At 39.6% G+C, this 24,850-nt stretch carries 23 protein-coding genes; 11 read left to right on the forward strand and 12 right to left on the reverse strand.

Translation table 11 applies throughout. The features are described 5' to 3' along the window. The first annotated feature begins 39 nt into the window (after positions 1 to 39). From H8700_RS05580 to H8700_RS05595, 4 genes are all read left to right on the forward strand, one after another. Complete coding sequence (locus H8700_RS05580) at positions 40 to 363, forward strand: anti-sigma factor family protein (RefSeq protein WP_249304150.1); 324 nt, start codon at positions 40 to 42, stop codon at positions 361 to 363. Positions 364 to 938: 575 nt separating this feature from the next. Continuing rightward, positions 939 to 3,842, forward strand: coding sequence for a DNA polymerase I (gene polA / locus H8700_RS05585; protein ID WP_249304151.1), 2,904 nt, complete (start codon positions 939 to 941; stop codon positions 3,840 to 3,842). After that, positions 3,842 to 4,456 carry a dephospho-CoA kinase gene (coaE, locus tag H8700_RS05590; protein WP_249304154.1) on the forward strand — a complete coding sequence of 205 codons (615 nt, stop codon included), beginning with the start codon at positions 3,842 to 3,844 and terminating at the stop codon, positions 4,454 to 4,456. Before polA ends, coaE begins: the two co-directional genes overlap by 1 nt. Continuing rightward, complete coding sequence (locus H8700_RS05595; protein WP_249304156.1) at positions 4,443 to 5,810, forward strand: HD domain-containing phosphohydrolase; 1,368 nt, start codon at positions 4,443 to 4,445, stop codon at positions 5,808 to 5,810. Before coaE ends, H8700_RS05595 begins: the two co-directional genes overlap by 14 nt. 11 nt (positions 5,811 to 5,821) lie before the next feature. Here the strand turns inward: H8700_RS05595 and H8700_RS05600 are convergent, their stop codons facing one another. After that, positions 5,822 to 6,469 (reverse strand): stage II sporulation protein M, encoded by a 648-nt coding sequence (locus H8700_RS05600; RefSeq protein ID WP_249304158.1) that lies wholly within the window; start codon positions 6,467 to 6,469, stop codon positions 5,822 to 5,824. Between H8700_RS05600 and H8700_RS05605 the strand changes: the two genes are divergently transcribed. The 6 genes from H8700_RS05605 (at position 6,455) to H8700_RS05630 (ending at position 13,428) form a co-directional block, all read left to right on the forward strand. Then, positions 6,455 to 6,685, forward strand: coding sequence for a hypothetical protein (locus tag H8700_RS05605; RefSeq protein WP_249304160.1), 231 nt, complete (start codon positions 6,455 to 6,457; stop codon positions 6,683 to 6,685). The two genes, H8700_RS05600 and H8700_RS05605, sit on opposite strands and share 15 nt — an antisense overlap. A gap of 87 nt (positions 6,686 to 6,772) precedes the next feature. Next, positions 6,773 to 8,596 carry a permuted SH3 domain-containing protein gene (locus H8700_RS05610; RefSeq protein ID WP_249304162.1) on the forward strand — a complete coding sequence of 608 codons (1,824 nt, stop codon included), beginning with the start codon at positions 6,773 to 6,775 and terminating at the stop codon, positions 8,594 to 8,596. Next, on the forward strand, positions 8,574 to 10,355 hold the full coding sequence (locus H8700_RS05615) for an efflux RND transporter periplasmic adaptor subunit (protein WP_249304164.1): 1,782 nt from the start codon (positions 8,574 to 8,576) through the stop codon (positions 10,353 to 10,355). Before H8700_RS05610 ends, H8700_RS05615 begins: the two co-directional genes overlap by 23 nt. Beyond that, positions 10,352 to 11,809 carry an ABC transporter permease gene (locus H8700_RS05620; RefSeq protein WP_249304166.1) on the forward strand — a complete coding sequence of 486 codons (1,458 nt, stop codon included), beginning with the start codon at positions 10,352 to 10,354 and terminating at the stop codon, positions 11,807 to 11,809. The genes H8700_RS05615 and H8700_RS05620 overlap by 4 nt, the downstream gene beginning before the upstream one ends. A gap of 14 nt (positions 11,810 to 11,823) precedes the next feature. Further along, positions 11,824 to 12,672, forward strand: coding sequence for a hypothetical protein (locus H8700_RS05625; protein WP_249304168.1), 849 nt, complete (start codon positions 11,824 to 11,826; stop codon positions 12,670 to 12,672). Positions 12,673 to 12,711: 39 nt separating this feature from the next. After that, complete coding sequence (locus H8700_RS05630; protein WP_249304756.1) at positions 12,712 to 13,428, forward strand: ABC transporter ATP-binding protein; 717 nt, start codon at positions 12,712 to 12,714, stop codon at positions 13,426 to 13,428. 96 nt (positions 13,429 to 13,524) lie between these two features. Here the strand turns inward: H8700_RS05630 and rfbB are convergent, their stop codons facing one another. Then, positions 13,525 to 14,544 (reverse strand): dTDP-glucose 4,6-dehydratase, encoded by a 1,020-nt coding sequence (gene rfbB, locus H8700_RS05635; RefSeq protein WP_022142231.1) that lies wholly within the window; start codon positions 14,542 to 14,544, stop codon positions 13,525 to 13,527. Positions 14,545 to 14,559: 15 nt separating this feature from the next. Continuing rightward, positions 14,560 to 15,435 carry a glucose-1-phosphate thymidylyltransferase RfbA gene (gene rfbA, locus H8700_RS05640; protein WP_249304172.1) on the reverse strand — a complete coding sequence of 292 codons (876 nt, stop codon included), beginning with the start codon at positions 15,433 to 15,435 and terminating at the stop codon, positions 14,560 to 14,562. A gap of 431 nt (positions 15,436 to 15,866) precedes the next feature. On the opposite strand from rfbA, the gene H8700_RS05645 reads away from it, so the two are divergent. After that, the gene (locus H8700_RS05645) at positions 15,867 to 16,454 is read left to right on the forward strand and encodes a metallophosphoesterase (RefSeq protein WP_249304175.1); all 588 of its coding nucleotides are present in this window, start codon (positions 15,867 to 15,869) and stop codon (positions 16,452 to 16,454) included. Here H8700_RS05645 and H8700_RS05650 read toward each other — a convergent pair. From H8700_RS05650 to pelG, 9 genes are all read right to left on the reverse strand, one after another. Beyond that, positions 16,451 to 16,792 (reverse strand): PqqD family protein, encoded by a 342-nt coding sequence (locus H8700_RS05650; protein ID WP_249304177.1) that lies wholly within the window; start codon positions 16,790 to 16,792, stop codon positions 16,451 to 16,453. The genes H8700_RS05645 and H8700_RS05650 overlap by 4 nt on opposite strands. Beyond that, a complete protein-coding gene (locus H8700_RS05655; RefSeq protein WP_249304179.1) occupies positions 16,793 to 18,034 on the reverse strand; it encodes a nucleotidyltransferase family protein in 1,242 nt (413 codons plus the stop codon). Beyond that, entirely contained in the window at positions 18,031 to 18,843 is an 813-nt protein-coding gene (locus H8700_RS05660; RefSeq protein ID WP_249304182.1) for a glycosyltransferase family A protein, read from the reverse strand. Before H8700_RS05660 ends, H8700_RS05655 begins: the two co-directional genes overlap by 4 nt. A 6-nt stretch (positions 18,844 to 18,849) precedes the next feature. Beyond that, on the reverse strand, positions 18,850 to 19,302 hold the full coding sequence (locus H8700_RS05665) for a S24/S26 family peptidase (protein WP_022142225.1): 453 nt from the start codon (positions 19,300 to 19,302) through the stop codon (positions 18,850 to 18,852). 114 nt (positions 19,303 to 19,416) lie between these two features. After that, the gene (locus H8700_RS05670) at positions 19,417 to 20,823 is read right to left on the reverse strand and encodes a DUF4874 domain-containing protein (protein ID WP_249304184.1); all 1,407 of its coding nucleotides are present in this window, start codon (positions 20,821 to 20,823) and stop codon (positions 19,417 to 19,419) included. A 71-nt stretch (positions 20,824 to 20,894) separates the two neighbouring features. Beyond that, on the reverse strand, positions 20,895 to 21,707 hold the full coding sequence (locus H8700_RS05675; protein WP_249304187.1) for a glycosyltransferase family 2 protein: 813 nt from the start codon (positions 21,705 to 21,707) through the stop codon (positions 20,895 to 20,897). Positions 21,708 to 21,784: 77 nt separating this feature from the next. After that, positions 21,785 to 22,999: a glycosyltransferase gene (locus tag H8700_RS05680; RefSeq protein ID WP_249304190.1), complete on the reverse strand. Its 1,215-nt coding sequence runs from the start codon at positions 22,997 to 22,999 to the stop codon at positions 21,785 to 21,787. After that, a complete protein-coding gene (locus H8700_RS05685; RefSeq protein WP_249304192.1) occupies positions 22,996 to 23,388 on the reverse strand; it encodes a DUF2304 domain-containing protein in 393 nt (130 codons plus the stop codon). Before H8700_RS05685 ends, H8700_RS05680 begins: the two co-directional genes overlap by 4 nt. After that, on the reverse strand, positions 23,389 to 24,843 hold the full coding sequence (gene pelG, locus H8700_RS05690; protein WP_249304194.1) for an exopolysaccharide Pel transporter PelG: 1,455 nt from the start codon (positions 24,841 to 24,843) through the stop codon (positions 23,389 to 23,391). Positions 24,844 to 24,850 lie beyond the last annotated feature (7 nt).

Genomic DNA, 24,850 nt, shown 5'->3' on the forward strand with positions numbered 1-24,850 from the left:
ATTTGAATATGATCAAAGAAAAATACAAGAGAGAAAGGCATGGCGGTTTTGATGGAATGCAAAGAAATTCAGCAAAAATATATCCCCTTTATTGATGATAAACTAAGCAAGAGGGAACTGGATGCATTTTTGCATCATATGGAAGAATGTCCGGATTGCAAAGAAGAATATGACATTTATTATACAATGATCATGGGAATGCGTTATCTCGAAGAAGATAACCGCAAAAGCAGCGACTGGGTAAGCTCAGATGAGAAACTCCGGTATGCACAGGAATATTTACGGCATTTCCGGATCATGCGTGTTCAGAAACTGTTATTACTGGTCATTTTATGCATAGCCGTAATTTTGCTGATTCAATAAGAACAGACATCCATTTGCAAAACAGGATCTATGTTCCAAAACTATCCTCACGATAATATGGTTGCATGCGTCATGAACAATGGTTGTGAATTGTATTTCTATTTTTTCTTACATTTTGGCAGGACACGCCAGCTGATTAGATTTTCTGATTTTTTAGCTTTTTTGCTGATTGGGCGCGGGTCATAACTATAGGGGCGACTCAGTCTGAGTAGCATTGTTGTTTGGGACACGCTTCCGCTTCGCAAAGCCACGTAGCGCACACATAGCATTGCAAAAAACAATCATTTTTGCAATGCAAGTGGCGACGGCCTTTGAGATTCCCAAACAGCAATGTACATCAGACCGGCCTTGCCCCCTATATCAGATGAGAGCGCCCATAATCAAAGCAAAAAAAGCAAAAAATCTTAGAAATTCTTATCAGGTGAAACAGTGCCCCAAAATGTAAGAAAAATAGAAATACAATGCAAGACATAAAGACATGACGCATTTGAAGATTTTGTTTTGTGAGGATAGTTTTGGCGGAGTGTGATGTGTGTTGGAAATGGTGTGATTAAATAGAGGAAATGAGGAAAACAATGAGTGAAAAATTAGTCTTAATTGATGGGCATAGTATTTTAAACAGAGCATTTTATGGTGTGCCGGAGCTGACAAATGCAGAAGGTCTTCATACAAATGCGGTCTATGGTTTCATCAATATTATGTTAAAGATATTAGAAGAAGAAAAGCCTGATTATCTGACCGTGGCATTTGATGTAAAAGAGCCGACATTTCGTCACAAGATGTATACAGAGTACAAAGGCACGCGAAAACCGATGCCGACGGAGTTATCCGAGCAGGTCCCTGTGATTCAGGAAGTGCTAAAAGCAATGCAAATCCCTGTGATCATGCAGGGAGGATATGAAGCAGATGATATCTTAGGAACGATCGCAACCAGAGCCGAAAAAGAAGGAAAAGAAGTTTCGTTAGTATCCGGTGACAGAGATCTTTTGCAATTAGCTTCTGAGCATATACTGATCCGCATTCCAAAGACAAAACGTGGTGGTACGGAGATTGAAAACTACCATACGCAGGATGTGATCGATCGGTATGGGATCACTCCAAAGCAGGTCATCGACATGAAAGGTCTGATGGGAGACAGTGCAGATAATATACCGGGGGTTCCGGGAATCGGTGAAAAAACAGCAGGAAAGATACTTGCTGCGTTTCCGTCTGTTGAAGAAGCCTATGAGCATATCGAAGAAGTCGAGCCAAAGAGAGCAAGAGAGCTTCTTCGTGCAAATAAAGAGCTTGCAATGTTAAGCAAAGAACTTGCAACGATCAAAACCGACTGTGAGATCGACTTTTCTTTTGAAGATGCAAAATACGAGAATATCTTTACGAAAGAAGCGTTTGAATGGATCAAAAGATTAGAACTACGTTCTTTAGAAAAAAGATTTGATCCGTCCGTTATATCAGAAGCAGTCAATGTGGAAATGGATGTTACATTGTTAAAAGAAAAGAAAGATCTCAGACATTTTGTGGATACATTTCGAAAAAGTAAGCAAAAAGTCTTTGCGGTCGGTTTCTTAGGAGATGAATGGACGAATACCGGTGCCGTTAAAAAGAAAGCAAAGAAAAAAGCGGCAGGACAGCTTCAGCTTGTCTTTGATCAGGACAGCATGGATCTTTCAATCGGACAGCAGGAAGAAGAAAGCGGATATGATTATCCGTTTCAGGCGATCAGCCTGTCATATCGTAAGAACGAAGAAATCTGTACGGCAGTTGCTTTTGTGACAGAAGCGTTAGAGTCGCAGATATTGTTAGAGGCATTTTGTGAAATGGAACAGAATGCAAAGAAGATTATTTTATTGAACTGGAAAAATATCATGCATTTAACTACTCCTGTAGAGCAGTTGTCGCCGGAGAAAACCGCTCCGATGCAACAGGCATTTGATGATCGTGATTATGAGAAGACACAGCTTCTTTTTACGAAAATATTTGATGTATCGTTAGGCGGTTATCTGCTCAATCCGATGAGAGATTCGTATCAGGTAGATGATATTGCAAGAGATTATCTTGGTAAGACGATCCTTTCGTATGCGGATTGCTTTGGAAAGAAAAGAATCGATGAAACAATGCAGGAAGAAGTATGGCAGGAGTTTTTAGTAAAAGAGGATAAAGATTCCGAGATTGGAAAGAAGCTGATCCCATATGTTGCCAATTTGTCTTATATTCCATTGCTTGCACAGGATGCCATTCAAAAAGAATTAGAAGAAACCGGAATGTATGGAATCTTTGAAAAAATTGAGATACCGACTTCATATTATCTGTACCAGATGGAACGAGAAGGTGTCCATGTGGATAAAGAAGAGCTTTCGAATATTTCGAAATTATTAGAAAGCAGAGTGCTTGCATTAGAAACGGATATTTATGATATTGCAGGAGAAGAATTTAATATCAATTCACCCAAGCAGTTAGGGGTGATCCTGTTTGAGAAAATGAAGCTTCCGTTTGCAAAAAAGACAAAGACCGGTTATTCGACGTCTGCTGATATTTTGGAAAAATTGCGAAAAGAAGATCCGATCATTGATAAGATCTTAGAATATCGTCAGGTCAGCAAATTAAAATCTACCTATGCCGATGGGCTTGTCGTTTTTATCGAACCGGATCAGAGGATTCACGGAAAGTTCAACCAGACGATTACAGCGACAGGACGTATCAGCAGTACCGATCCGAATTTGCAAAATATTCCGATCCGCATGGAGCTTGGCAGAGAGATCAGGAAAGCTTTTAAGCCAAAAGAGGGTTGTATTTTCTTAGATGCCGATTATTCGCAGATCGAACTCAGGGTGCTTGCGCATATGTCAGGTGATCAGGAGCTGATCGATGCATACCGTCATAATCAGGATATTCACAGAAGTACCGCATCGAAAGTATTCCATACTCCGTTTGATCAGGTAACCGATTTGCAAAGAAGAAATGCAAAAGCAGTCAACTTTGGTATTGTATACGGAATCAGTTCATTTGGTCTTAGTCAGGATCTGAATGTATCAAAGAAAGAAGCACAGGCGTATATCGACCAGTATTTTGCAACGTATCCGGCAGTCAAGGAATTCATTGATTCTCTGGTTGCAACAGCAAAAGAAAAGGGATATGCCGGTACAATGTTTGGCAGAAGAAGACCGGTACCGGAACTGGCTTCGAATAATTTTATGCAGCGTTCGTTTGGAGAACGAATTGCAATGAATTCACCGATCCAGGGAACAGCAGCCGATATTATTAAGCTTGCGATGATCCGTGTGGCAGACCGGTTAAAGAAAGAGCAAAGAAAGGCTCGTATTGTTTTACAGGTTCATGATGAATTGCTTGTCGAAGTGCCGGAAGAAGAGGTTGAGGCGGTTCAAACGATATTAGAAGAAGAGATGCCTCGTGCGGTAGAATTATCCGTTCCGTTAGAAGTTGAAGTGCTTAGCGGAAAAGACTGGAAGGAGGCACACTAATGTATGTGATCGGTATGACAGGAGGAGTTGGCAGTGGTAAGACACAGGCAGCCTGCTTATTAAAAGAGATTGCAAGTGCCGAACTTTTAATTGCCGACGAATTAGGACATGTAGCGATGGAAAAAGGCACAGACGGATATGATGAGATCATAGAATCGTTTGGTACAGATATTCTGGATGCAGATGGTCAGATCAGCAGAACCGTGATGGCAGAAAAAGTATTTCATGATAAAGAAAGGCTTGCTTTGCTTAATGGGATCATTCATCCGAAAGTAAAAGCGTATATCCGTCAATATATAGATGACAGGAAAGACCAAGAAGGCGTTTTGATACTGGAAAATGCTATTTTGTTTGAGACAGGTTGTGATGCATTTTGTGATGAGATCTGGTATATTGCTGTCTCAGCAGATGCACGAAAAAAACGTTTGCGTCAAAACAGAGGATATTCGGATGAAAAAAGCCGGGCAATTATGGAAAGACAGCAAAGTGATGCTTTTTTTTACCAAAGATGTGATAAGGTAATTGATAATAATGGAAGTCTTGAACAGTTAAAGCAGAATTTAATAAAAGAATATGAATTGATACAAAGAGGAAGGAAACATGCAGGAGCGTAATACTATTTTAATTGTAGATGATCAGGAGACAAACCGGGCGATACTTCATCGACTGTTAGAAGACCAGTTTATCATCTTAGAGGCAGAGGACGGCTTAGAAGCGATCGAGCAGATCAATGGGCATGAAAAAGAATTAGCTTTGATCATGTTAGACATTATTATGCCAAACATGAATGGATATGATGTCCTTCATTTTATGGAAAATGCATCTATTGATGAAAACATTCCTGTTATTTTGATAACAGGTGATATCGAAACAATCGCAGAGTTAAAAGAATACCAGTCCCATATTGCAGAAGTTGTGATGAAACCTTTTGATATCCAGATTACAAGACGCAGAGTATATCATACGATTGAATTGTATGAAAGCAAAAGAAGAGAACTCGAAAAAGAGCAGAAGACACAGAAAGCGGGAAATGCTACAAAAACATTCCAAACGACCGGGCAGTTGGCAATGGAAGAAAAACAGAATACAATATCTGAGAAACCTTGTTTTGAGGCGACAGAAAAGATTCGTTTAGAAAGCGAAAATCTGGAATTAAAAGACCGATATGCATTATTAGAAAAGGAAAATCAGAAATCAAAAGAGCAGTATGCACAATTAGAAAAAGCATATAAGGAGTTAGAGCAAAAATGCACGCAGTTAGGTGATCGTTATACCAGATCAGAACAGACGATCTTAAAAGAACGGACCAAATTTCATGATCTGGTACAAAAATATAAGGATGCAAGCGAACGTTTCTGTTTGATCCTATCAAGAAAAACCGGTAATGAAAATTGTCTTTTACGTGTCAAAGCATTTACAGAAATTTTGTGTAAATATGTGATGCAGGAATATCCGGAATATCATCTGACAAGACAGATTGTAGTAAAGATTATTGAAGACTCTGTTTTTTATGATGTGGGTATGTTCATGATCGGAGATGATATATTAAAGAAACCGGGTAAATTAACGAAAAAAGAGCGGGCTGTCATGGAAGAGCATACAAAAAAAGGTGTGGAGGTGTTAAAGTATTTAGATGTAATCGCAGATTCCGATACATTAACATATGCAAGTGATATTTGTCTGTATCACCATGAACGCTATGATGGAAACGGTTATCCGTATGGATTGGCAGGAGATGAGATTCCGATCGCGGCTCAGATCGTATCAGTAGCCGAAGCGTATGCAGCATTGTTACGAAAAGGAAGTTATCGTGATGCCTATTCACAGGTCAATGCAGAAAAGATGATCTTAGACGGGCAGTGTGGATGCTTTAATCCTAAGCTTTTAGACTGCTTTGAACTGGGCAAAGAAGAAATGCGTGCCGTGATCATCAAAACAGCACAGTCAGAAAGAACAGAACAAGAATAGAGATAATCTTTCTACATATGTAGTATAACTAACGGATTGATATAACTTTCAAGAAACGAACCAAGAAGTAACAACAGAATACCCAGGAGAAAAAGAGGCAGTTGTATAAGCAGCAACTGTCCTTTTTTGTTTGCAACAAAAGAAGTACGGGTGTTTTTTTGCGTATTGTCTTCAAACCATTCGATATGTAACAGATCAAGATGATGCAATGCATAGAGATAAAAAGGGACAAAGAGCAGACATTGTGGGAAAAGGATTCCCAGATAATATAATACACCTGAACAGCCCTTGACAAATGTACAGAACAAAAAAAGCATACCATTAGAAAAACCGGTATACAAAATGGCAAGTGCATAATAGAAATGCCAGACATTCGTAAAAGCAAAGAAAACGATCAGAATATAAAATTTAAGATGTTCTTTTATGCTGAAATAAAAAAGAGCATCTTTTTTGATCTCATAAGAATGGAGCTTTTCAAAGGAAGACGTAAACAGGTGCAGGATATCATTACAAAGTGTTTCTTTAAATAAATTGGCAGCAAAGCTTCCACATAGAAAAGAAAACAAAAAAAGAAGCAATGTAATGTAGTGGAAACGAGACAGATGAAAATGATGCACAGGGCGGTAAGAGGAATATCTGTCTTTGTGAAAGATCGTCATAGTATATCCTGCCTTTCGTTTGGTGCGGTTTGTTTCATTGTTCTTATATACCATATGGCAGAACAGACAAAATTATGCGAAATGCCAACTTGTGAATCAGAGAACGGTTATAGTGATGGAAAGGAATATCGGCAAAATGACCGGAAAACACAAAATGCACACATTTCACTCAAAGGTTTTTCACAGCCGGATCGTATGATAAATATAGTCAAATGATAAACAGACAGATATGGTATATCTGCGCACAGACATTTAGAAATGAAAGAAATCGAATAAAAGACAGATGGCGCAAAGGAGGTCAATATGTGGTTTCACAGGAAGAAACATGCATCCGATGAAAAAAAGAAAATAAAAAAGAAATGGTCAGCTAAAAGGAAAGGAATCCTTGCGATCGTGCTCGTACTTTTTCTGGTGTCAGGAGGTGTTTTAACAAAGCTTGTGATCTACCCGACATGGTTTGCAAAAGACACACAGGAAGAGAGCCGGACAATGGAAGGTTATGTCAGTAAAGGAAATATAGAAATGACAACAACGGTCAGTGGTACGACAACAAATGGAGCAACGTATCAGTTATATGATTTAAACCTTACCGGCGAGTCAGAAAGCGGCAGTCTGGTCGTATCAAAGGTCAATGTATCAGAAGGAGATATCGTAAAGAAAGGCAGTACGGTTCTTACTTTAACACAAAGCAGTGTCGATCAGACCAGACAGATCTTAGAAAGTGCTGTAGAAAGCTATCAGACCGATCTGGTACAGGCAAAAGTAGATTATGAAGAAGCTGTGGCACAGGCAAAGTCCGATTACAGGACGAACCTGTCCTTGCTGTCAACAGCAGCATTGGATTATCAAAATAGTTTAGATACCTATGAGGCAGCAGAAAAAAGTGCCAAAAAAGATCTGACAGCAGCCCAAAAGACGATCAGTGAAATGCCTGAAACCATTACATCGTATCAAAAAAAGATTAAGACATTAAAAAAGAAGATCACATCGTATCAGCAAAACATAGAAACCATTGCAAAGAAAGAAGCAACAGCAAAGAAAACATATGAAAGCAAAAAAGCAGCATATGACAAATTACAAAAAGAATATGAAAATCTGGATACGATAGCAAAGTATTTAGAAAGTTATAATGGAAAGTCAAATGTCGCAGAAGCAAAAAAAGAGATTACATCACAGCATACAGGAGAAAAAACAGCGTTAGCAAGTGCAAAAACAGCATATGAAAAAGTAAAGAAATCTTATGAAGAGCTTCAGAAAAAAAAGGCAAAAACACAGGAAGAGCAGACAAAAGCAAAAGGAAGTCTGAGTAGCTTTAAGCAGAAAGTGACAGAATCCAAAACCACATTATCGGAAGCAAAACAAAACTTAAAATCGTATCAGGCAGCCTATTATGAAGCAAAAGCAGCACAGACAAAAGGAAAAGTCAGTGCAAAAGAGACTTATGCACAGAGCATGAGTACCTATCAGAATGCCAGCTCGATCTATGAAGCGGCATTACAAAGTGCAAAAGATACGTTACAAAGTGCAAAAGACAATGCTTCATCGGCAAAGGCAAGAAAGAAAGCTTTTGAAAAGATGATTACCGGCAATACGATCAAAGCTATGCAGGATGGCACAATAACAGCGGTCGGATATAGTGCCGGTGATACATTATCTACAACAACATCGATCGCTACTTATAGTGATAGCAGCAGTATTACGATCCCGGTAACAGTCGATCAGGCAGATATGCAATATATTGCAGTCGGAGATTCGGTTTCCGTTTCTTTATCTTCATCACGCGAACCATTAACCGGAACGGTTGCTTCGATGGAAACAACTTCTTCTTCCGAAAGCGTATCCAGTGTAACATATATCGTCAATGTGACAGTAGACAATGCATCCGGTTCGATCAGGAGTGATGATACAGCATCTATATCCTTTACAAAGTATACATTAAAAGATGTTTTATATGTTCCGGTCTCAGCAGTCACGGAAAAAGGCGGAAAGAGTTATGTGACAGCTAAACTGACAGATGGAAATACCAGACAGGTAGAAGTAAAGACCGGTGAAGATAACGGACAATTCATAGAGTTAAAGAGTGGTTTAAAGGAAGGAGATACTTATGTCGTTGATTTCAAAAATTAAAGGAAAAAAGAAGATAACCATTGGAATAGTATGTCTGCTGATTCTTTCGATTGTAGCAGGTTTTGGATATTATCAGGTACAAAAAGGAAAAAAGAGTGATGCAAAAGTAGTGACAAAAGAAACAGAAGTCAAATCAGGCAATCTGACAGTCGGCATTACAGAGAGTGGTAACGTTGCGATCGACACATTGACACAATCGTATTCTTTAAGCCGGACTTCCGTAAGTTCGACATCAACTTCTTCATCCGGCTCAACATCAAGTGCTACGACAACCAAGTCTGGTTCTTCGGATAGTACGAAGTCAGCAGATAATGCCTCTTTAGAACAAAGCAGCAGTACAAAAAACAGTGCTTCTTCGATACAGAGTACAGCAGACTCTTCGACACAGAGTACAGCAGATTCTTCGACACAGAGTACAGCATATTCATCGACACAGAATTCTTCTGCTTCTTCCGAGGAAGAACTTGTAGTAAAGAAAGTATGTGTTTCGACCGGACAGAACGTCAAAAAAGGAGATACTCTTTTGACTTTGACCAAAAGCAGTGTAGAGAGTGCGAAAAAAAGCTATCAGGAAAATTATGACGCAGCAAGAATCGCTTATAACGAAGCCAAGACAACAAGAGATGCAGCAAAAGTGTCCGCAGAATATGAATACAAACAAAGAATTGCAACAGGAAAGAGTGCATTAGCAACCTATAAGGCAACGGTAGCAAGCTTAGAAGCTAATGTAAGCAGTACAAAAGCGGCATATCAGAAAGCACAAAACGGGATCAAAACACTTCCAACACAGATTGCAAGTTTAAAAAAGAAGATTGCAAAAGCCAAGAGTGCATCCGGTGTAATGGATAGTGTAAACAATACTACACAACAAAGCAGTTCCAATACGACAACAGGAACAAATACTACATCTTCTACACAGTCTTCTTCAACCATCACGCAGTTAACGCAGGAATTGACACAGCTTCAGACACAATTAAGCGAATACCGTTCGAACCTAAACAGCTTAAAGTCACAATATACTTCTGCTAAGAAAGCATTAAAAACAGGAAAGATCACGGCAAAGCAGACATATGAGGAAAGCAGGATCGAAGCAAAGAATGCAAAAGCGTTATATACGGTTGCATTAAGCAGTGTCAATGATGATGTGGACGCAGCAAAAGAAACCTATGACCAGACAAAAGAAGAGTTAGAAGCATTCAACGCATTTACAAAAAATAACGAGGTAACAGCAAAATATACCGGTAAGCTGACATCAGTTGGTTATAGCAAGGGGGACAGTTTAAACAGTTCAACAGCGATCGCTGCTTATGTGGATACGGATGGAGTCAATATTACCGTATCGGTAGCACAGGATGATGTTTCGAATATTAAAGTAGGAGATAATGTCAATATTTATCTGTCGGCATATGAAGATGAACTTTTTGAAGGAACGGTAACTTCTATTTCATCTTCTTCCACAGGAGACACGACAGTCAGTTATCCGGTTGTGGTAACATTAAGCGGAGATGTGTCGAAAGTATATGATGGCATGAGCAGCGAAGTTACATTTGTATCAAAGGAAGTAAAAGATGTGACTTATGTATCAAACAAAGCAATCACAACAGAAGGAACAAAGTCGTATGTTACGTTAAAGAAAGCAGATGGTACAACGAAAAAGACCAAAGTTGTGACAGGCTTTTCCGATGGTCATAATGTTGAGATCAAAAGCGGTCTCAAAAAGGGTGATACTGTTTTGATAGAAAGTCAGGTGAGCCAATGAAAGTAAATGAGATTCTTCGATTGGTATGGATCAATCTGATCCAGAATAAATTCAAAGTGATCTTAACTTCGATCGGTATTGTAGTTGGTGCGGCAACGATTATGATGGTCATTGCGATCGGCCGTGGAGGACAAAAGGAAGTAGAAGAACAATTTAAAAACTTAAATGCAGGCGCGATTGATATTTCCTATGAAATGTCAAGTGAATTAAGCAGTCTGATGGATTCTGTAAAGACTTCCGGTGGGCGTGGTTTTCAGAATTTTGGAAGCAGTTCCAAAAAGAGTGGTTCCTCAACACAAAAAGGATCTTCCGGTGGCGGTATGCCGGGAGGAGGTAACGGTGGAGCAGGCAATGCAAATGGCAGCAATTTCGGTGGCAGTTCACAAGGCGGTCCGGGTGGATCGGGTAATGGTGGCGGTCCGGGTGGCGACATGATCATGGGTGGCAGCAATGGCGATGATTCGTCAAGAATGAATCAGGAAAAGATCACATTATCAGAAGATGATGTCGACGACCTAAAGACCTTTTTACCGGGAATTTCAAAGATCACGATCTCTTATAATACCAAATCCGATGTAGAGGGTGGTGATCTCGATGACGCGACCGGTTATACAATTGCCGGAGTCAAGCACAATTATGCATCGATGAGTAATCTTTCGATGGCAGTTGGTGATTTTATTTCTTCCTCGGATGAGGAAAATAAAGAAAAAGTCTGTGTGCTTGGTTATTCAGTGGCAAAAGAGATCTTTGGCAGTGTTGAAGAAGCTTACGACAGTACAATCTATATTGACAGCAGGGCATATGTTGTCAATGGAGTTCTTGCAGAAATGGGAACGGTATCTTCTGGGATCAGCCCGGATGATTCGATCTTTTTACCATACAGTACCGGTGTTAAATACATTGTCGGAAGCAGTGTTTCTCCGACAATCACGGTGATCATAGAAGATGTGGACGAAGTAGATGCTGCCATGGAAAATATCCAGACAATCTTATCTGACTCGTATCCGAATGCGGAATTTACGATCACAGATGCCGGAAGCAAGATGGAAGCTGCTTCTGCGTCAAATGATACTCTTACAACTTTATTGATCTCTATGGCTGTGATCGTTTTTATCGTTGGTGGTATCGGCATTATGAATGTGTTGTTTGTCTCTGTCAAAGAACGAACAAAAGAAATTGGAATCTTAAAAGCAATCGGTTGTACGAAAAGAGATATTTTATTGGAATTTTTGTTAGAAGCAAGTTTTATCAGTATATTTGGCGGTATCGCAGGTGTGTTAGCCGGACTTGGTCTGACACCGATCTTAGAGCATTTTGGTGTCCGGGTTGAACTATCGGTCTTAGTAGCCGTCTTAGCCGTTGTTTTTGCTCTTGTGACAGGAACGGTATTTGGATTCTATCCGGCATTGAAAGCATCGAATCTAGTACCGGTAGAAGCATTAAACGAAGATTAGAAATGGAGGCTTATATGAAAAAAAGAAAAATAACAATGCTGTTTTTGATCGCCGGTCTTCTGTTTAGCGGATGTGGAAAAAATGATGCTTCTGATGCAACAGATATTTCTTCTGTCGAATTGAAAAGCAACCAAAAGATCGTGATCGGTAAGATTACGGAAATAGCAGGCAATGAGATGACCTATACGATCCTAAAGAAAGTGTCTGCAAAGAGCAGTTCCTCTGACCAGAGTAAGAGTGGCAATTCGGGCAATGCACCGGATCAAAGCAGTAATAGCAATGACAGCAGTAATGCAGGAAATACACCGGATCAAAGCAGTAGTAGCAATGACAGCAGTAATTCGGGCAATGCATCGGATCAAGGCAGTAACGGTAATGATAGCAATAATTCGGGCAATACATCCGGTCAAAGTAAGAATGGAAACAGCAGCAGTAGCAGTTCATCCGACACAAAAGGAAGTAATAATGACTTTGGTGGAATGCCGGCAATGCAAAACGGAAGCAGCAGTCAGGGACAGATGCCATCAGGAGGACAGGGCGATGCACCAGGAAACCCACCGGATGCCAATGGCATGCAAGATCAGCAAAATAGCACCTCCGATAGTAGCACAGGATCGGACAGCAGCAAAAGCAAATCCACTTCGAAAAGCAAATCGAACACAAACAGCAAAAAGAAGGGTATGACCATGTATACTTCTACAAACAAGTCAGCAACGATGACCATTCCGATTGGAACAGACGTGATCACTTCTCTTGGCAACAAGACCACCTTTTCGCGTTTGTCAAATGGAGACGTGATAAAGATGATCGTTGAGACGGATCAGGATGGAAACAAAGTAATCGTAGGAATCTGGATGGTGTAAAGGAGGAGCAGTATGTTTGCAAAAAAAAAGAAAAGAGAAATGATCAGACAATTACAGGAAACAGATCATAAGATTGATATTCGTATGTTAAACAAAAGTTATCAGATGGGAGAGCAGTCATTACATGTCTTAAAAGATATTAATTTTACGGTAGACGAGGGCGAATTTGTCGCCATACTCGGACCGTCCGGCTCTGGTAAATCTACATTGATGAATGTGATCGGCTGTATGGACCAATGGGACACAGGAGAATATTATCTGGATGGTATGCCGGTGCATGCGTTAAACGGAAAAGAACTGACACAGATCCGCAATGAAAAGATCGGTTTTGTTTTTCAGAATTATCATCTGATTCCGGCATATACAGTATTACAAAATGTCATTATGCCGCTTTTAATGCGTGGTATCGATCATAAGACAGCCGAAGACATGTGTATGGATACGATAAGGCTTCTCGGACTTGGTGAACGGTTACACCATAAACCAAATGAATTATCCGGTGGACAAAAACAGCGTGTTGCGATCGCAAGAGCATTAGTCGGAAAGCCTGCCATCCTGCTTGCAGATGAACCATCGGGTGCATTAGACAGTAAGATGGGAAAAGAGGTACTTCGTTTGTTTGGAGAGTTAAATGCCATGGGCAATACAATTGTGATGATCACACATGATCTGGAAGTAGCAAAAGCAGCACAAAGAGTTGTGCGGATCGTAGATGGAAAATTGTATCATAAAGAAGAACAGGAAGCAACCGGTTAATGGCTGCTTCCTGTTCTTCTTTTTTCTCCAACTCCTGACAAAGAGCTGATTATTATAATATAAGCTTCATCCTAATTTTTGACAAAAGTCAAAGGATTAGCGGTTACCATACATCTTATCATAATAATTTGCATATTCACCGGAAATGATATTTTCCCACCACTCACGATTGTCTAAATACCAGGCGATCGTTTTTTTGATACCTTCATCAAATGGAGTAGCTGGAAGCCAACCAAGTTCATTATGGATCTTTGTAGGATCGATCGCATAACGACGGTCATGACCGGGACGGTCTGTTACATAAGTGATCAGATCTTCTGATTTATGAAGCTGCGCAAGCACTGTCTTAACTACTTCAAGATTTGTCTTTTCATTATGTCCACCGATATTATATACTTCACCCGGCGTACCTTTGCGGATGATCAGATCGATCGCGATACAATGATCTTCAACATAAAGCCAGTCACGGACGTTTTCGCCTTTTCCATAGACAGGAAGCTCTTTATCGTTCAATGCATTGGCAATGATCAAAGGAATCAGCTTCTCAGGGAAATGGTAAGGTCCATAGTTGTTAGAACATCTTGAGATCGTACATGGCATCTTATAAGTACGTGCATAAGCCTGGACCAAAAGATCAGCAGATGCTTTTGATGCTGAATATGGGCTGGAAGTATGGATCGGAGTTTCTTCTGTAAAGAAAAGATCCGGACGGTCAAGTGGAAGATCGCCATATACTTCGTCAGTTGATACCTGATGATAACGTTTGATACCATATTTACGGCAGGCATCTAACATAACGCTTGTACCAATGATATTGGTACGAAGGAAGATCTCAGGATCTGTGATCGAACGGTCAACATGGCTTTCTGCTGCAAAGTTGACTACGATGTCAGGCTTTTCTTCTTCAAAGATCTTATAAATCGCATCACGATCTGCGATATCTGCTTTAAAAAATTTGAAATTTTCCTTATCCATGATCGGAGCCAGTGTTTCCATGTTTCCGGCATAAGTTAATTTGTCAATACAAAGGATGGTGTCTTCGGGATACTTATTTGTCATATAGTGGCAGAAATTACCACCGATAAATCCGGCACCACCGGTTACGATAATTTTCATAATAGTCCTCCATTCTTAAAAAATCTTTCCTTCAGCAACCTGTTTTAAGTGCTTACCATAAGAAGATTTTCCATATTGCTCAGCTGATTCTAATAATTTTTCTTTGCCAATCCAGCCGTTGCGATAAGCGATTTCTTCAACAGCGGAGATTTGTACGCCCTGACGGTTCTCGATCACGCGGACAAATTCAGAAGCTTCGGCAAGGGCATCGGTTGTTCCGGTATCTAACCAGGCATAACCACGACCGAGTGTGACAACGTCTAAGCTGCCCTGCTCAAGATACATGCGGTTTAAGTCTGTGATCTCTAACTCTCCTCTGGCAGATGGTTTTACTTTACGAGCCATTTCTACGACATGCTTATCATAGAAATACAAGCCGGTTACACAGTAGTTTGACTTTGGATGTTCCGGCTTTTCTTCAATGGAAATTGCTTTTCCGTTTTTATCAAATTCAACGATACCAAAGCGTTCCGGGTCATCTACATAATAACCGAATACGGTTGCACCTTCCTGCTTAGAAGCCGCTTTCTTTAACATAGGAGAAAGTCCGTTCCCATAGAAAATATTATCTCCCAAAACCATTGCACAGGAATCGTCACCGATAAAATCAGCACCAATCAGAAATGCCTGTGCCAGTCCGTCAGGAGACGGTTGTTCTTTATAAGACAGATGAATACCAAAATTGCTTCCATCCCCAAGTAAACGCTCAAAGTTTGGCAGATCCGTTGGAGTGGAGATGATCAATATATCCTGAATTCCGGCCAACATCAATGTCGATAATGGATAATAAATCATTGGTTTATCATAAACAGGAAGTAGCTGTTTTGATGTTACCATAGTCAGTGGATACAAACGGGTTCCGGATCCACCGGCAAGAATAATTCCTTTCATATTTAGCCTCCATTTTGTTTTCTTATGTATTCTCGGAGTTGTTTTGAGAAGATACCGAGAATATATTCTCATAGGTGATCAGGGATTTTCAGGAAATGAAAGAATTCCCGATCAATATTGTAAAAATAATTCAAACCATTTTATTATAGCATACAAATATAAAAAAAGGCAACTTTTATCCCATTTTTTAGAAAATATCTTCTATTAACTGATATTTTAGCCTGTGTCTTTCATTACATCAGTTATGGATATGGACCGGTTTTATGTCTATACCTTAAAAAATATGGACCGGCTTTCCGTCTGTACCTTGTGAAATATCAATGGAGTTTATCGTCTGCTTGTCAGTAGCGGATGTGTTTTGTATAATAGCTTTTTAGTAAGAGGATAACAGGTTTGCTTTTAATACAAAAGCAGGAAAGTGAAAGAACTACATGAAATATTATATTGCAGACTGTCATTTCGGGCATGAAAAAGTAAGACAATTAGATCAAAGGCCATTTGAAACAGTAGAGCAAATGGATACATATATGATAGAACAATGGAACCGTGTTGTAAAAAAGAACCGGGATGAAGTATATATCTTAGGTGATTTTTGTATTGGAAAAGGAGATCAGACGAATGAGGTCCTTAGCATGCTGCGTGGAAAGAAATATCTGATCACAGGAAATCATGACCAGCGTTTCCTGCGTGATAAACAATTTGATGCATCTTTGTTTCAATGGATCAAATCCTATGCAGAGATCCATGATAACAACCGGAAAGTTGTATTAAGCCATTATCCGATCATTTGTTATCATGGACAGTATTTGGGAGATATCAGTTATATGCTATATGGTCATGTTCATGATACAATGGACTATAAAAACGTTCGCCGTTTTGTACGGGAAAGCAGACAATGTGTTTACGGAAGTGAGCAAAAAAGTCTGTCATGCAATCTGATCAATTGCTTTGCCGGCTTTTCTGATTTTGCACCATGCACCTTAGACCAATGGATAAAGATGGAAGAAGAGTATTCTTAATCTTTCAGGGTAAGAATTCCTTTTTGGGTTAAGGAATTTAAAAATGTCTTGACATCAGGAAGTACTTCGTCTTTTGTTACATCATATTCTGCTTGCAAGGCATGACAGAGCAGCTGCATCAATTCGTCATTGTCCGGCAGGGGAGCATTGTCGGCAGTTGCTTTCTTTGGCTGTACGGTATGTTGTTTTTGCAGAACCTTTTGTAAGCTGTTCCATAAAAATGCACCGGTTTCATTTAGGGTAAGAATCTGGTCGATTACCGGATGATCACTTTTTAACGGAACGAGAAAGTAAAAAGTACCAATATTGCGTAATTGATAATCTGTGTGAAGCCGCATTTAATTCTCCTTTCGTTTTGCGTCAGAGTCAAGCGAAAGTGCTTTAAAAAGTTCTTGTCTTTGCCGTGTGTTTTCTAAGATTGTTTTTGTATCGATCTTGCGTAAACGGCGGTTGTTACAGAGAAAACGATATAACGTAATACTCCAGAGAACCGGCCAGAAAAGAAAGCAGTGTGACAATTTAGGAAAATAGATCTTCATTTGCCGGTGTCCCTGTGCAATCGTAGAAGAAAAGTTGTTTTGGTGTGCGATCAGAACGCGGGTGTGATTCTCTTTCCCAAATTCACCGGCAGTATGGATGTCATCAAGAACACGTTGCAGCAGAGCCGGATCAATAGTGGCAGCAAGAAATGTACAATGATTTTTTTCTAATATTTCACGAGGTAATCCCAGATAGCGGATGCATAATTCTGTCATTACTTCACAAAAGGGAACAAGTCCTAAATCCTCAAGCATGGTCTGAAACGCCATAAAGTCGATCTCATGGGCATGGTGTTCTAAGAAAACCGTCCAGTCACATAAAAGTTTTGCTCCAAATCCGAGACTTGTAAAGTGCTGTAACATATGCAATAAAAGATAAAGCAGATTTTGTTCTGTGTTCAGGCATTGATAGGAGAGTGCAGCAAAAGAAAGCTTTTTTTTAACAGGGATCGTTTGCTTAAATAATGCCTTTATTGTTTCATCACGTACATTACCGGAGTTGTTGATCAATTTATTGTGTAATTCTAACAGATAGGTCTTGTCGTTTTCATAATAAAGAAGTTCTTCATGGTGATCTGTCATACCATTTGCCACGCAAAAGCCATAAGATAAAAGAAGATCTCTGGTACGCGTATATTCTTTCGGATCACTGACTAATATGTCCATATCGCTTGCGCTGCGGCATTCCGGTTTGGGATAATTGGCAAGCAGCGATACACCTTTTAACAGACAGTAGGAAACGGAATGTTCTTCTAATAAAGCAAGGATCTTCTTTGCAAAAAAGAGCATATCGTAATTATGATAGCATTCAAAAAGCATTTCTCTTTGAAAAGTTGTCTCTTGTAACAAAGGATCGTCAATGTCACATTGACAGAGTGCATCGTAAACAAAAAGAGAAACATTATGCTGTCTGGCAAGCTGTAATAAGTCCGGAAGCTTCTGCCTGATCTGCTCCTTTTGTGTCTGTGTGATCATGTCGGAATGATCCGAGTGTAAGGCATAGGAAAGAAGCTTATAAAAGCAGGTGATTTCTGTATTCATGATCGCTCCTTCTTTCTTTTTGTAAGTTTTGCCTTCCAGTAAAATTGTAGATAGCGCAAATAAAAATGTTCCTGCCTATAGCTGTTTGCAATGGAAAAGAGTAAATCTTTTTTCAGGTCTGTTCTCTTTTGCAAATAAACAGCATATTTTACAAGAAGCTGGCGGTATCCGATTGCACAACGTTTATCAGAATCGGTTAAAGAGTGGTCGGAATTACAATAAATAGTGGTCTGCTCTGTATTGATATGGCTGATCGTATTGTTTTGATACAGCTTGAAGATAAAGTCTTCATCGGCATGAGCAACGAGACCGGCATCAAAGCCGCTTACCATATCAAAGCAATAGCGACAAAAGATCAATTGTGATACATACGAAAGCTTTGCGGAAGTCAAAGACAGATCATCATTTTCCGAAATCGTATTTTGCTGTATGGCCACATTTGTAGCAAGAACGTTGCAAGAAGGGTTCTTTTCAAAGAAATCCATGCAGCATTCGATCCGTTCCTTTGGCATGATATCCTGAGACGTAATCAATACCAGAAAATGTCCGGTTGCCTGAGCTGTCGCTTCATTGACCGCATGGATACATTCATTGTGATCAGGGTGTTCTAAATAGATCAGACCGTTTTGTAATTCTGTATCACTCTGTATCGCTTCTTTATAGGTGCTGGATGGATCATTTGCATCCATAAGGAGAATTTCAAGCGCTGGATAGGTTTGTGATTTTACAGAATCAATGCATTTTTTTAATAGGATCAGAGGGGTGTTGCGCGTCAGGATTACAACACTTACGGTTTTTTTTGCTGTCATAGCCTGTCATTCTCCTTTGTTGTAGATTTTATGATATAGGTGAGCTATATAGGGCTTTATCGGACGAAAAAGCAGCCATAGATGGCTTGTAAGCAGCCAAAGTGGATGAAATCTTGAAAAAGTATGTTTTTTTCGCCGGATCGTCGTTACCACACCAAGGATCTCTTTTTGTCGGACAGGACCCTCTATCTTTGTCTGGTTGTCACCTGTCAGGAAAAAGTCCTTTTTATTTTTATGATGGAGGCGATGTAAGACTAAGATCTGATCGTTTCGACGATATAAGATAATATCACCACGATGCATACTCGAAACAGGTAGTGGCTTTACGATCACACTGTCCCTGCCTTCTTTTAGAAAAGGCCACATACTATATCCCTGAGGATGGATACAGACTTTCTGATGCAATTGCATTTCTTTTTGAATGAAAGCATAAGCCTGTTTTGATTTTTCTACATCCATTCTGACTGCCTCCTTCCTTTTTTATGCACTCTCGAAATTTTTCGCTTAGAAGATTCTGAGAGTACATTTTATAAAGGTTTTATAAGCATTTTTTGACCGGACAAAGTATACTTCTCAGCGTTTGATCTGAAGGGTTCCAAGCACATATCCTCTGTACTGTTTATCGTAACTGTCATTTGCAAAGAAAAGCTCTTCCCTGGTAATTGGATCAGACAAACGTGCAAGCAGCAGATACGCACCATCTTCAAAAGAAAATGGTGAAAAGCGGTAGGAGATGACAGTCTTTTTCCTGCTGTCCCAATAAAGCGGATTGGCATTTTTTAACCGGTCAGAAGATACCAAAGTTGTTTCTTTTTTTGTTTCTTTATTGATGCATACCAGTTGAAAGTCTTTCTTATGATAATAATTCGAAAAGCCGGTATTTTCAACTGTTATTGTTCCTTTTGCATCTCCTTTTTGGAACGGATGATACGAAACAGAACTGTCTGTTAAGACAGGACGTGCTCCGAGATGGTTTGTAATATAATCATACAGCGTGCTTCCATCATACGGACTGTTCTTTTGATGATAAACTGCTTTTTTCCAAAGTGTGATGGCATCTTTGTCATATAATTGGTTCAGATAGGAAACATGCATCTGTTGCAATGTTGTGATCGCATCTTTTGTTGTAGAAAGTGATGAATCCGTACTTTGGATCACCTCTCCGCCATTTGGCACGTGAAGGCATAGTGTGTCCTGAAAAGACAGAGCTTTCTTTCTGGCATCCAGACGCTCCTGCGCTGTCTTTGTGGTATCATCGGCATCCCGATATGAGCCAAGATCGGATATAGAGCCAAGGATTCCATCATTAAAAAGTCCAAGACGTTTTGTCAGTTCTTTTTTTGTGATCGCATATTTCTTGTAGCGGTCTTTATGTTTTTCCCATTCAGAAAAAATTGTCTGATATTGTTCAGGCGTGCGGACAGACAGATAGATCGAAGAGTCTGTCAGACTGGCATAATACAGTAGAAGAGTTGTCATATCCTGATTGTTTAAAAACTTCGAATCATGCATCTCTCCCCAGCTTCCGACAAAAATTCCCTGTGTGGTATAGATGATGTCTTTGTATTCATTTAACAAAGGTGCAACTGTTTTCATATGCTTTAAGATGATTGTTAATTGTTTCGGTTCCTTTGCCTCTCCGTTTCCGTCCCAGTCGTATAGAAAGCGGACGATTACTTTCGAGCGTGTCTTTTGAAACTGTGTTAATACGGTTTGGATATTTTTGACAGCAGCAAGATCCAGGGAAGAAGAAGCATACTCGGCAAGGTTAAATTCTACCAGGGACAAACGATATTCATAGTTATCTTTGTCAGAGACTTCATAATATAATTCATCGGCAGTTAAGTTGGTCTGTGGTTTCAGGTAATAAGAATAAAGTTGAAACCATCCACATTCCGGTCTGCTTTTGTTGACAGCAATTTCTTTTTGTTCCTGTTTTGTGAATACAGCAGTAATATGATGTGTATGATAGTAGTACAAGGCAAGTCCTCCTGATAAGAAAAATAGGATCATAATGCATAAAAGGAAGGGTACTGTTTTTTTTCTTTGTTTCAATGTTTGATTCCACCTTTTGTTGGTTTTACATTTTCTGTCTTTTCAGGCAGAGTAGTCGGTTTGGCAAGCAGATGCCATTTATGACGGATAAAGACATTTAGTGTACTAAATACCATGATAAACATATACAAGATCGGTTCAATAATACCAAAGTGCATACTTTTTCCGGCTTCCCTGCGGTGCATGATAGCAGGACATTCCTGCACTCTATAGCCAAGAAGAGTCATCTGAACTAACATATTTGCATCGGGATAACTGTTATCAAAGTTGCCAAAGCGTGCATAATATCCGAAGACTTTGCGGTTTAGTCCCTGCAAGCCGGAAGTAGGATCAGTGATCTTTTGGCGGCTTGTCAGCCGGATTACTATACTGAAAAATGCAATCGCAATTTTTTTGGTCAGAGAGATTGGAAAACTCTGGCTGCCTTTTAAAAAGCGTGACCCAATGACAAGATCAGGTTTTTCTTTGGAAGTCAGTAACTCATAAATTCGCTGAATATTGCACACATCATGCTGTCCATCACTGTCGATCTGGATAATATATTGATATCCGTTTATAACAGCATATTTATAACCGGTTTGCAAAGCGGTTCCGTATCCTAAATTATACGGATGACTGATCACCGGTATATTTAATTCCTGTACGATCGATAATGTATTATCTGTAGATGCATCATTGATTACAAGAATATCCGCATAAGTATGTGATTCGTCTGCAAGCAGTTTTGATAAAAAACCAGAGATCGAGGCTTCTTCGTTATAAGCAGGAATAATGATCAATAATTCTTTGTTTGTGTTTTCTTTTTTCATACAAATCCCCCTGATAGAATCGTGGTAGAGCAAAAGAGGCGGATGGTACCATATAGGTATCTTGCCGGTTGCATATACTATTCTAATAGTTCTAAAAATGCATCCATATCTTTTGGATGGGTAAGCATGGTCTGTCTGCCCGCCTGTTCATATTTTTGTATCAAAGATGGATTGGCTAAGAGTGTTTCAATGCCATTTGCGACAGCTTCCGGAGTCAGTGTGACCAGAATGCCGTTTGTACCGGATTGTATCTGTTCACGGTTACCGGTACAGTCCGATGCGACGATTGCCTTGGAAAGCAGTTGTGCTTCTTCAATGGCTATGCTTTTGCCTTCAAAGCGTGTTGCATGTACATAGATCGTAGCAGCCCGATAATAAGGATATGGATTGTTGGTACTCCCCAGCAGGAAAAAGTGGTCCGATAGTCCTTTTTTTGCTATTTGTCTGGTCAGCTCTTTTTGCAAGGAGCCTTCTCCGAGTACAAACCAGTCTGCGTCAATATTTCTTTTCCGTAAGATAGCCAGTGCATCAATCGCTATATCATATGCTTTTTGATAATTTAATCTGCCAACGGTTAAAAGTTTATAGCAGGCAGAACTTTTTACAAATGCAGAGTTATCCGGTAGCGGTTTTTTTGCAAGTGATGCGATCCGGTTGGTATCATGCAGGTTTCGAAAAAGGAACGTCTTTTTGTTATATTCCGGATAGACCCGTAAAAAGCTTTCTCTTGCTTCTTTTGATACTGCAAACACCCGGTCAATTTTTTGATAGGCATCCAGATCTACTGTTTTATTATAACCGGCTTTTTGATAGTCAATATGGACAAAAGCTGCCTTTTTCTTTGCCTGTATGCGTTCAGCAATATAATAGGTACTTGCACCTTCGAGGTAAGCGACTGCCAGATCGTAGGTATCCTGTAATTTTACACTGCCGTTTGCAATGGTACGCCAAAGGAGTTTATCAGGTAACAGGCGGTGTGCACAAAGCTGGATCTTTAAATTCTTTAAAAAGTAGCCGATCAGCCGAAAGCCGCTTGCATGACGAAAAAAACATCGTAAAACAGTATGGATGATCGCAAGTCGTCCACCAAAGGAAAGGACAGAGCGGTTATCCGGCTTTTTGTTTAAAATATGCACATGGTCCGGAACTTCATCAAAAAGTTCTCCACGGTTGATCAATACGTATAAAGAAATATCAAATTCTTCTTTTGGAAGATTTTTGATCAAAGCGAGCAGGGCGCGTTCTGCACCGGCACGTCCCATGGTATTCATGACAAATAATATCTTTTTCATACGTTTTTTTCATCCTCTTTTTCCTGTTGTAATTCTTGAATTGTTTCTTTTAATTTTTTTACTTCTTTTGTCAAAATGGCACATTGCGATGCAAGTTCTTTGTTCTTGATCGTAAGTACAGACAATGTTTTAAAGCATTGAAAAAGGATCAGATATAAGATGATGATCGCAAAAGCAAAAATGATAGCCGGTGGATATTCTGTCTGGAAAAAAGAAGACAGCAGATATGTCATTTGCGGGAAGATACCACCAAGTATGATCAGAATACAGGGAACGATCCAAAGTAAAGCATGGGATTCTGAAATCTTCTTTTGAATGGCTGCAAGAATCACGGCGGCCAGTAAAAGCATTCCTAAGCCGATGATTGTAATTTGTACGGATAAAGTCATTTAATCGTCCTCCTTTGTCTTTTTCTGATATGTGATGCTTGTCGGCATGGTCTGAACCTTTCGTGGAATGATATCTCCCTGGCAGAAGATATGCTCATCCAGATTACGTTCGATCCATCGCAGTCTTGCATATGCGATACACCAGCCGGCAAAAGCACCGATAAAAGTACCGATACCATACCAGATGGCAGGAAGTTTAGTGGCAAATACACTGATCAATGTGGATAAAAGCATGAACGTGGAGGCTGTCAGAAGAGATCCGACTGCATCATTAAAGTAGTATAGGAAAATGATGCAGGAATATAAAAGAAAGATCACGAAATATCCTGCAGCCAGACAAGGATAGATTTCCATAACGGTACCTGCAAATCCGAATTGTGGTAGAAAGACAACACAGATCAGATAGAGGATAACGGAAATGATAAACTGGTTTCGGACAACATCCATCAACTGATAGGATAAAAGAGAAAACATTCGGTTCTTTGCTTTTATAATATCACGAAGCCTGCCACCGATGACAGCTTCTGAGTAAGCTTTATAACGTTCATGGAAATGCAATTCGATCTGTGTGATCAGAATGACACTTGCTGATATATTTGTAAGCATTGCAATACAGGTTGCCATATCATAAGGCGGATAACAGATATAGGTTTTTTGTACCACGATATGGTCTGTCTTTGTCCAAAAGACAAAGTTGTGAGTGTAGAGTGCAAGTGTATAGATAAAGTTTGTCAGTCCTAATTGCCAGTATTTTTTGAAATACTGCATAAAATCAAAATATCGGCGGTTACTATTATGAAAATAGCCTTTGATATAAGAAAACTCACAAACGGCAATCACCCAGAAAGCAAAGGTGAGTGATAAAAGCATTCCGACTGTTACGGACAGATGCAATACTTTTACAAACAAAAGAGAGGAAAGCACCATTGTAATCACACCGATCGCAAAGAAAAGGGAAATTTTTCCGTAGTCTTTTGTTATCGAAAGATAAAGCATCGAATAAAAAGTCAGGCTTAATGCAATAAATGCCATAAAGCAGATAAAAACGTAGAGCAGGCTGATCTTTCCGACAAAATGTGCATATAAGTAAAAAGGAATTCCAAAAAGACAGCATACTGTCAGGTTTAAGAAAAGTCCGCCATAAAAGCAGGGGAGGATCGCATCATATTTTTCTTCAAAGATTCGGTCTGTGATATAACGTGAGATCACAGAGTTAAAAGGTGCGGTACATAAAAGAGAAAAAATGAAAATATATAATATACTGCACGAAAAAAGGACTCTTTGTGAATAGATCACCGAGCTGTAGTCTAAAATCCGGTATAGAAAAAGAATTCCTCCAATAATGAAAAACATAGGTGCTACTGTTGTAAAGGTACTCATTAATACGCCTAATGCAGTAGAAGATATGGTTTTCTTTTCAAAGGAATGTTTGATCGAATTTCCAAGGCTTGCCATGATATTC

The sequence above is a fragment of the Jutongia hominis genome, from assembly GCF_014384965.1.
Lineage (GTDB): Bacteria > Bacillota > Clostridia > Lachnospirales > Lachnospiraceae > Butyribacter > Butyribacter hominis.

Excerpts from the sequence above, each read along its gene's own strand:
- H8700_RS05580 (WP_249304150.1), top strand. The coding sequence starts at position 40 with ATGGCGGTTTTGATGGAATGCAAAGAAATTCAGCAAAAATATATCCCC.
- polA (WP_249304151.1), top strand. The coding sequence starts at position 939 with ATGAGTGAAAAATTAGTCTTAATTGATGGGCATAGTATTTTAAACAGA.
- coaE (WP_249304154.1), top strand. The coding sequence starts at position 3,842 with ATGTATGTGATCGGTATGACAGGAGGAGTTGGCAGTGGTAAGACACAG.
- H8700_RS05595 (WP_249304156.1), top strand. The coding sequence starts at position 4,443 with ATGCAGGAGCGTAATACTATTTTAATTGTAGATGATCAGGAGACAAAC.
- H8700_RS05600 (WP_249304158.1), bottom strand. The coding sequence starts at position 6,469 with ATGACGATCTTTCACAAAGACAGATATTCCTCTTACCGCCCTGTGCAT.
- H8700_RS05610 (WP_249304162.1), top strand. The coding sequence starts at position 6,773 with ATGTGGTTTCACAGGAAGAAACATGCATCCGATGAAAAAAAGAAAATA.
- H8700_RS05615 (WP_249304164.1), top strand. The coding sequence starts at position 8,574 with ATGTCGTTGATTTCAAAAATTAAAGGAAAAAAGAAGATAACCATTGGA.
- H8700_RS05620 (WP_249304166.1), top strand. The coding sequence starts at position 10,352 with ATGAAAGTAAATGAGATTCTTCGATTGGTATGGATCAATCTGATCCAG.
- H8700_RS05625 (WP_249304168.1), top strand. The coding sequence starts at position 11,824 with ATGAAAAAAAGAAAAATAACAATGCTGTTTTTGATCGCCGGTCTTCTG.
- H8700_RS05630 (WP_249304756.1), top strand. The coding sequence starts at position 12,712 with ATGATCAGACAATTACAGGAAACAGATCATAAGATTGATATTCGTATG.
- rfbB (WP_022142231.1), bottom strand. The coding sequence starts at position 14,544 with ATGAAAATTATCGTAACCGGTGGTGCCGGATTTATCGGTGGTAATTTC.
- rfbA (WP_249304172.1), bottom strand. The coding sequence starts at position 15,435 with ATGAAAGGAATTATTCTTGCCGGTGGATCCGGAACCCGTTTGTATCCA.
- H8700_RS05645 (WP_249304175.1), top strand. The coding sequence starts at position 15,867 with ATGAAATATTATATTGCAGACTGTCATTTCGGGCATGAAAAAGTAAGA.
- H8700_RS05650 (WP_249304177.1), bottom strand. The coding sequence starts at position 16,792 with ATGCGGCTTCACACAGATTATCAATTACGCAATATTGGTACTTTTTAC.
- H8700_RS05655 (WP_249304179.1), bottom strand. The coding sequence starts at position 18,034 with ATGAATACAGAAATCACCTGCTTTTATAAGCTTCTTTCCTATGCCTTA.
- H8700_RS05660 (WP_249304182.1), bottom strand. The coding sequence starts at position 18,843 with ATGACAGCAAAAAAAACCGTAAGTGTTGTAATCCTGACGCGCAACACC.
- H8700_RS05665 (WP_022142225.1), bottom strand. The coding sequence starts at position 19,302 with ATGGATGTAGAAAAATCAAAACAGGCTTATGCTTTCATTCAAAAAGAA.
- H8700_RS05675 (WP_249304187.1), bottom strand. The coding sequence starts at position 21,707 with ATGAAAAAAGAAAACACAAACAAAGAATTATTGATCATTATTCCTGCT.
- H8700_RS05680 (WP_249304190.1), bottom strand. The coding sequence starts at position 22,999 with ATGAAAAAGATATTATTTGTCATGAATACCATGGGACGTGCCGGTGCA.
- H8700_RS05685 (WP_249304192.1), bottom strand. The coding sequence starts at position 23,388 with ATGACTTTATCCGTACAAATTACAATCATCGGCTTAGGAATGCTTTTA.
- pelG (WP_249304194.1), bottom strand. The coding sequence starts at position 24,843 with ATGGCAAGCCTTGGAAATTCGATCAAACATTCCTTTGAAAAGAAAACC.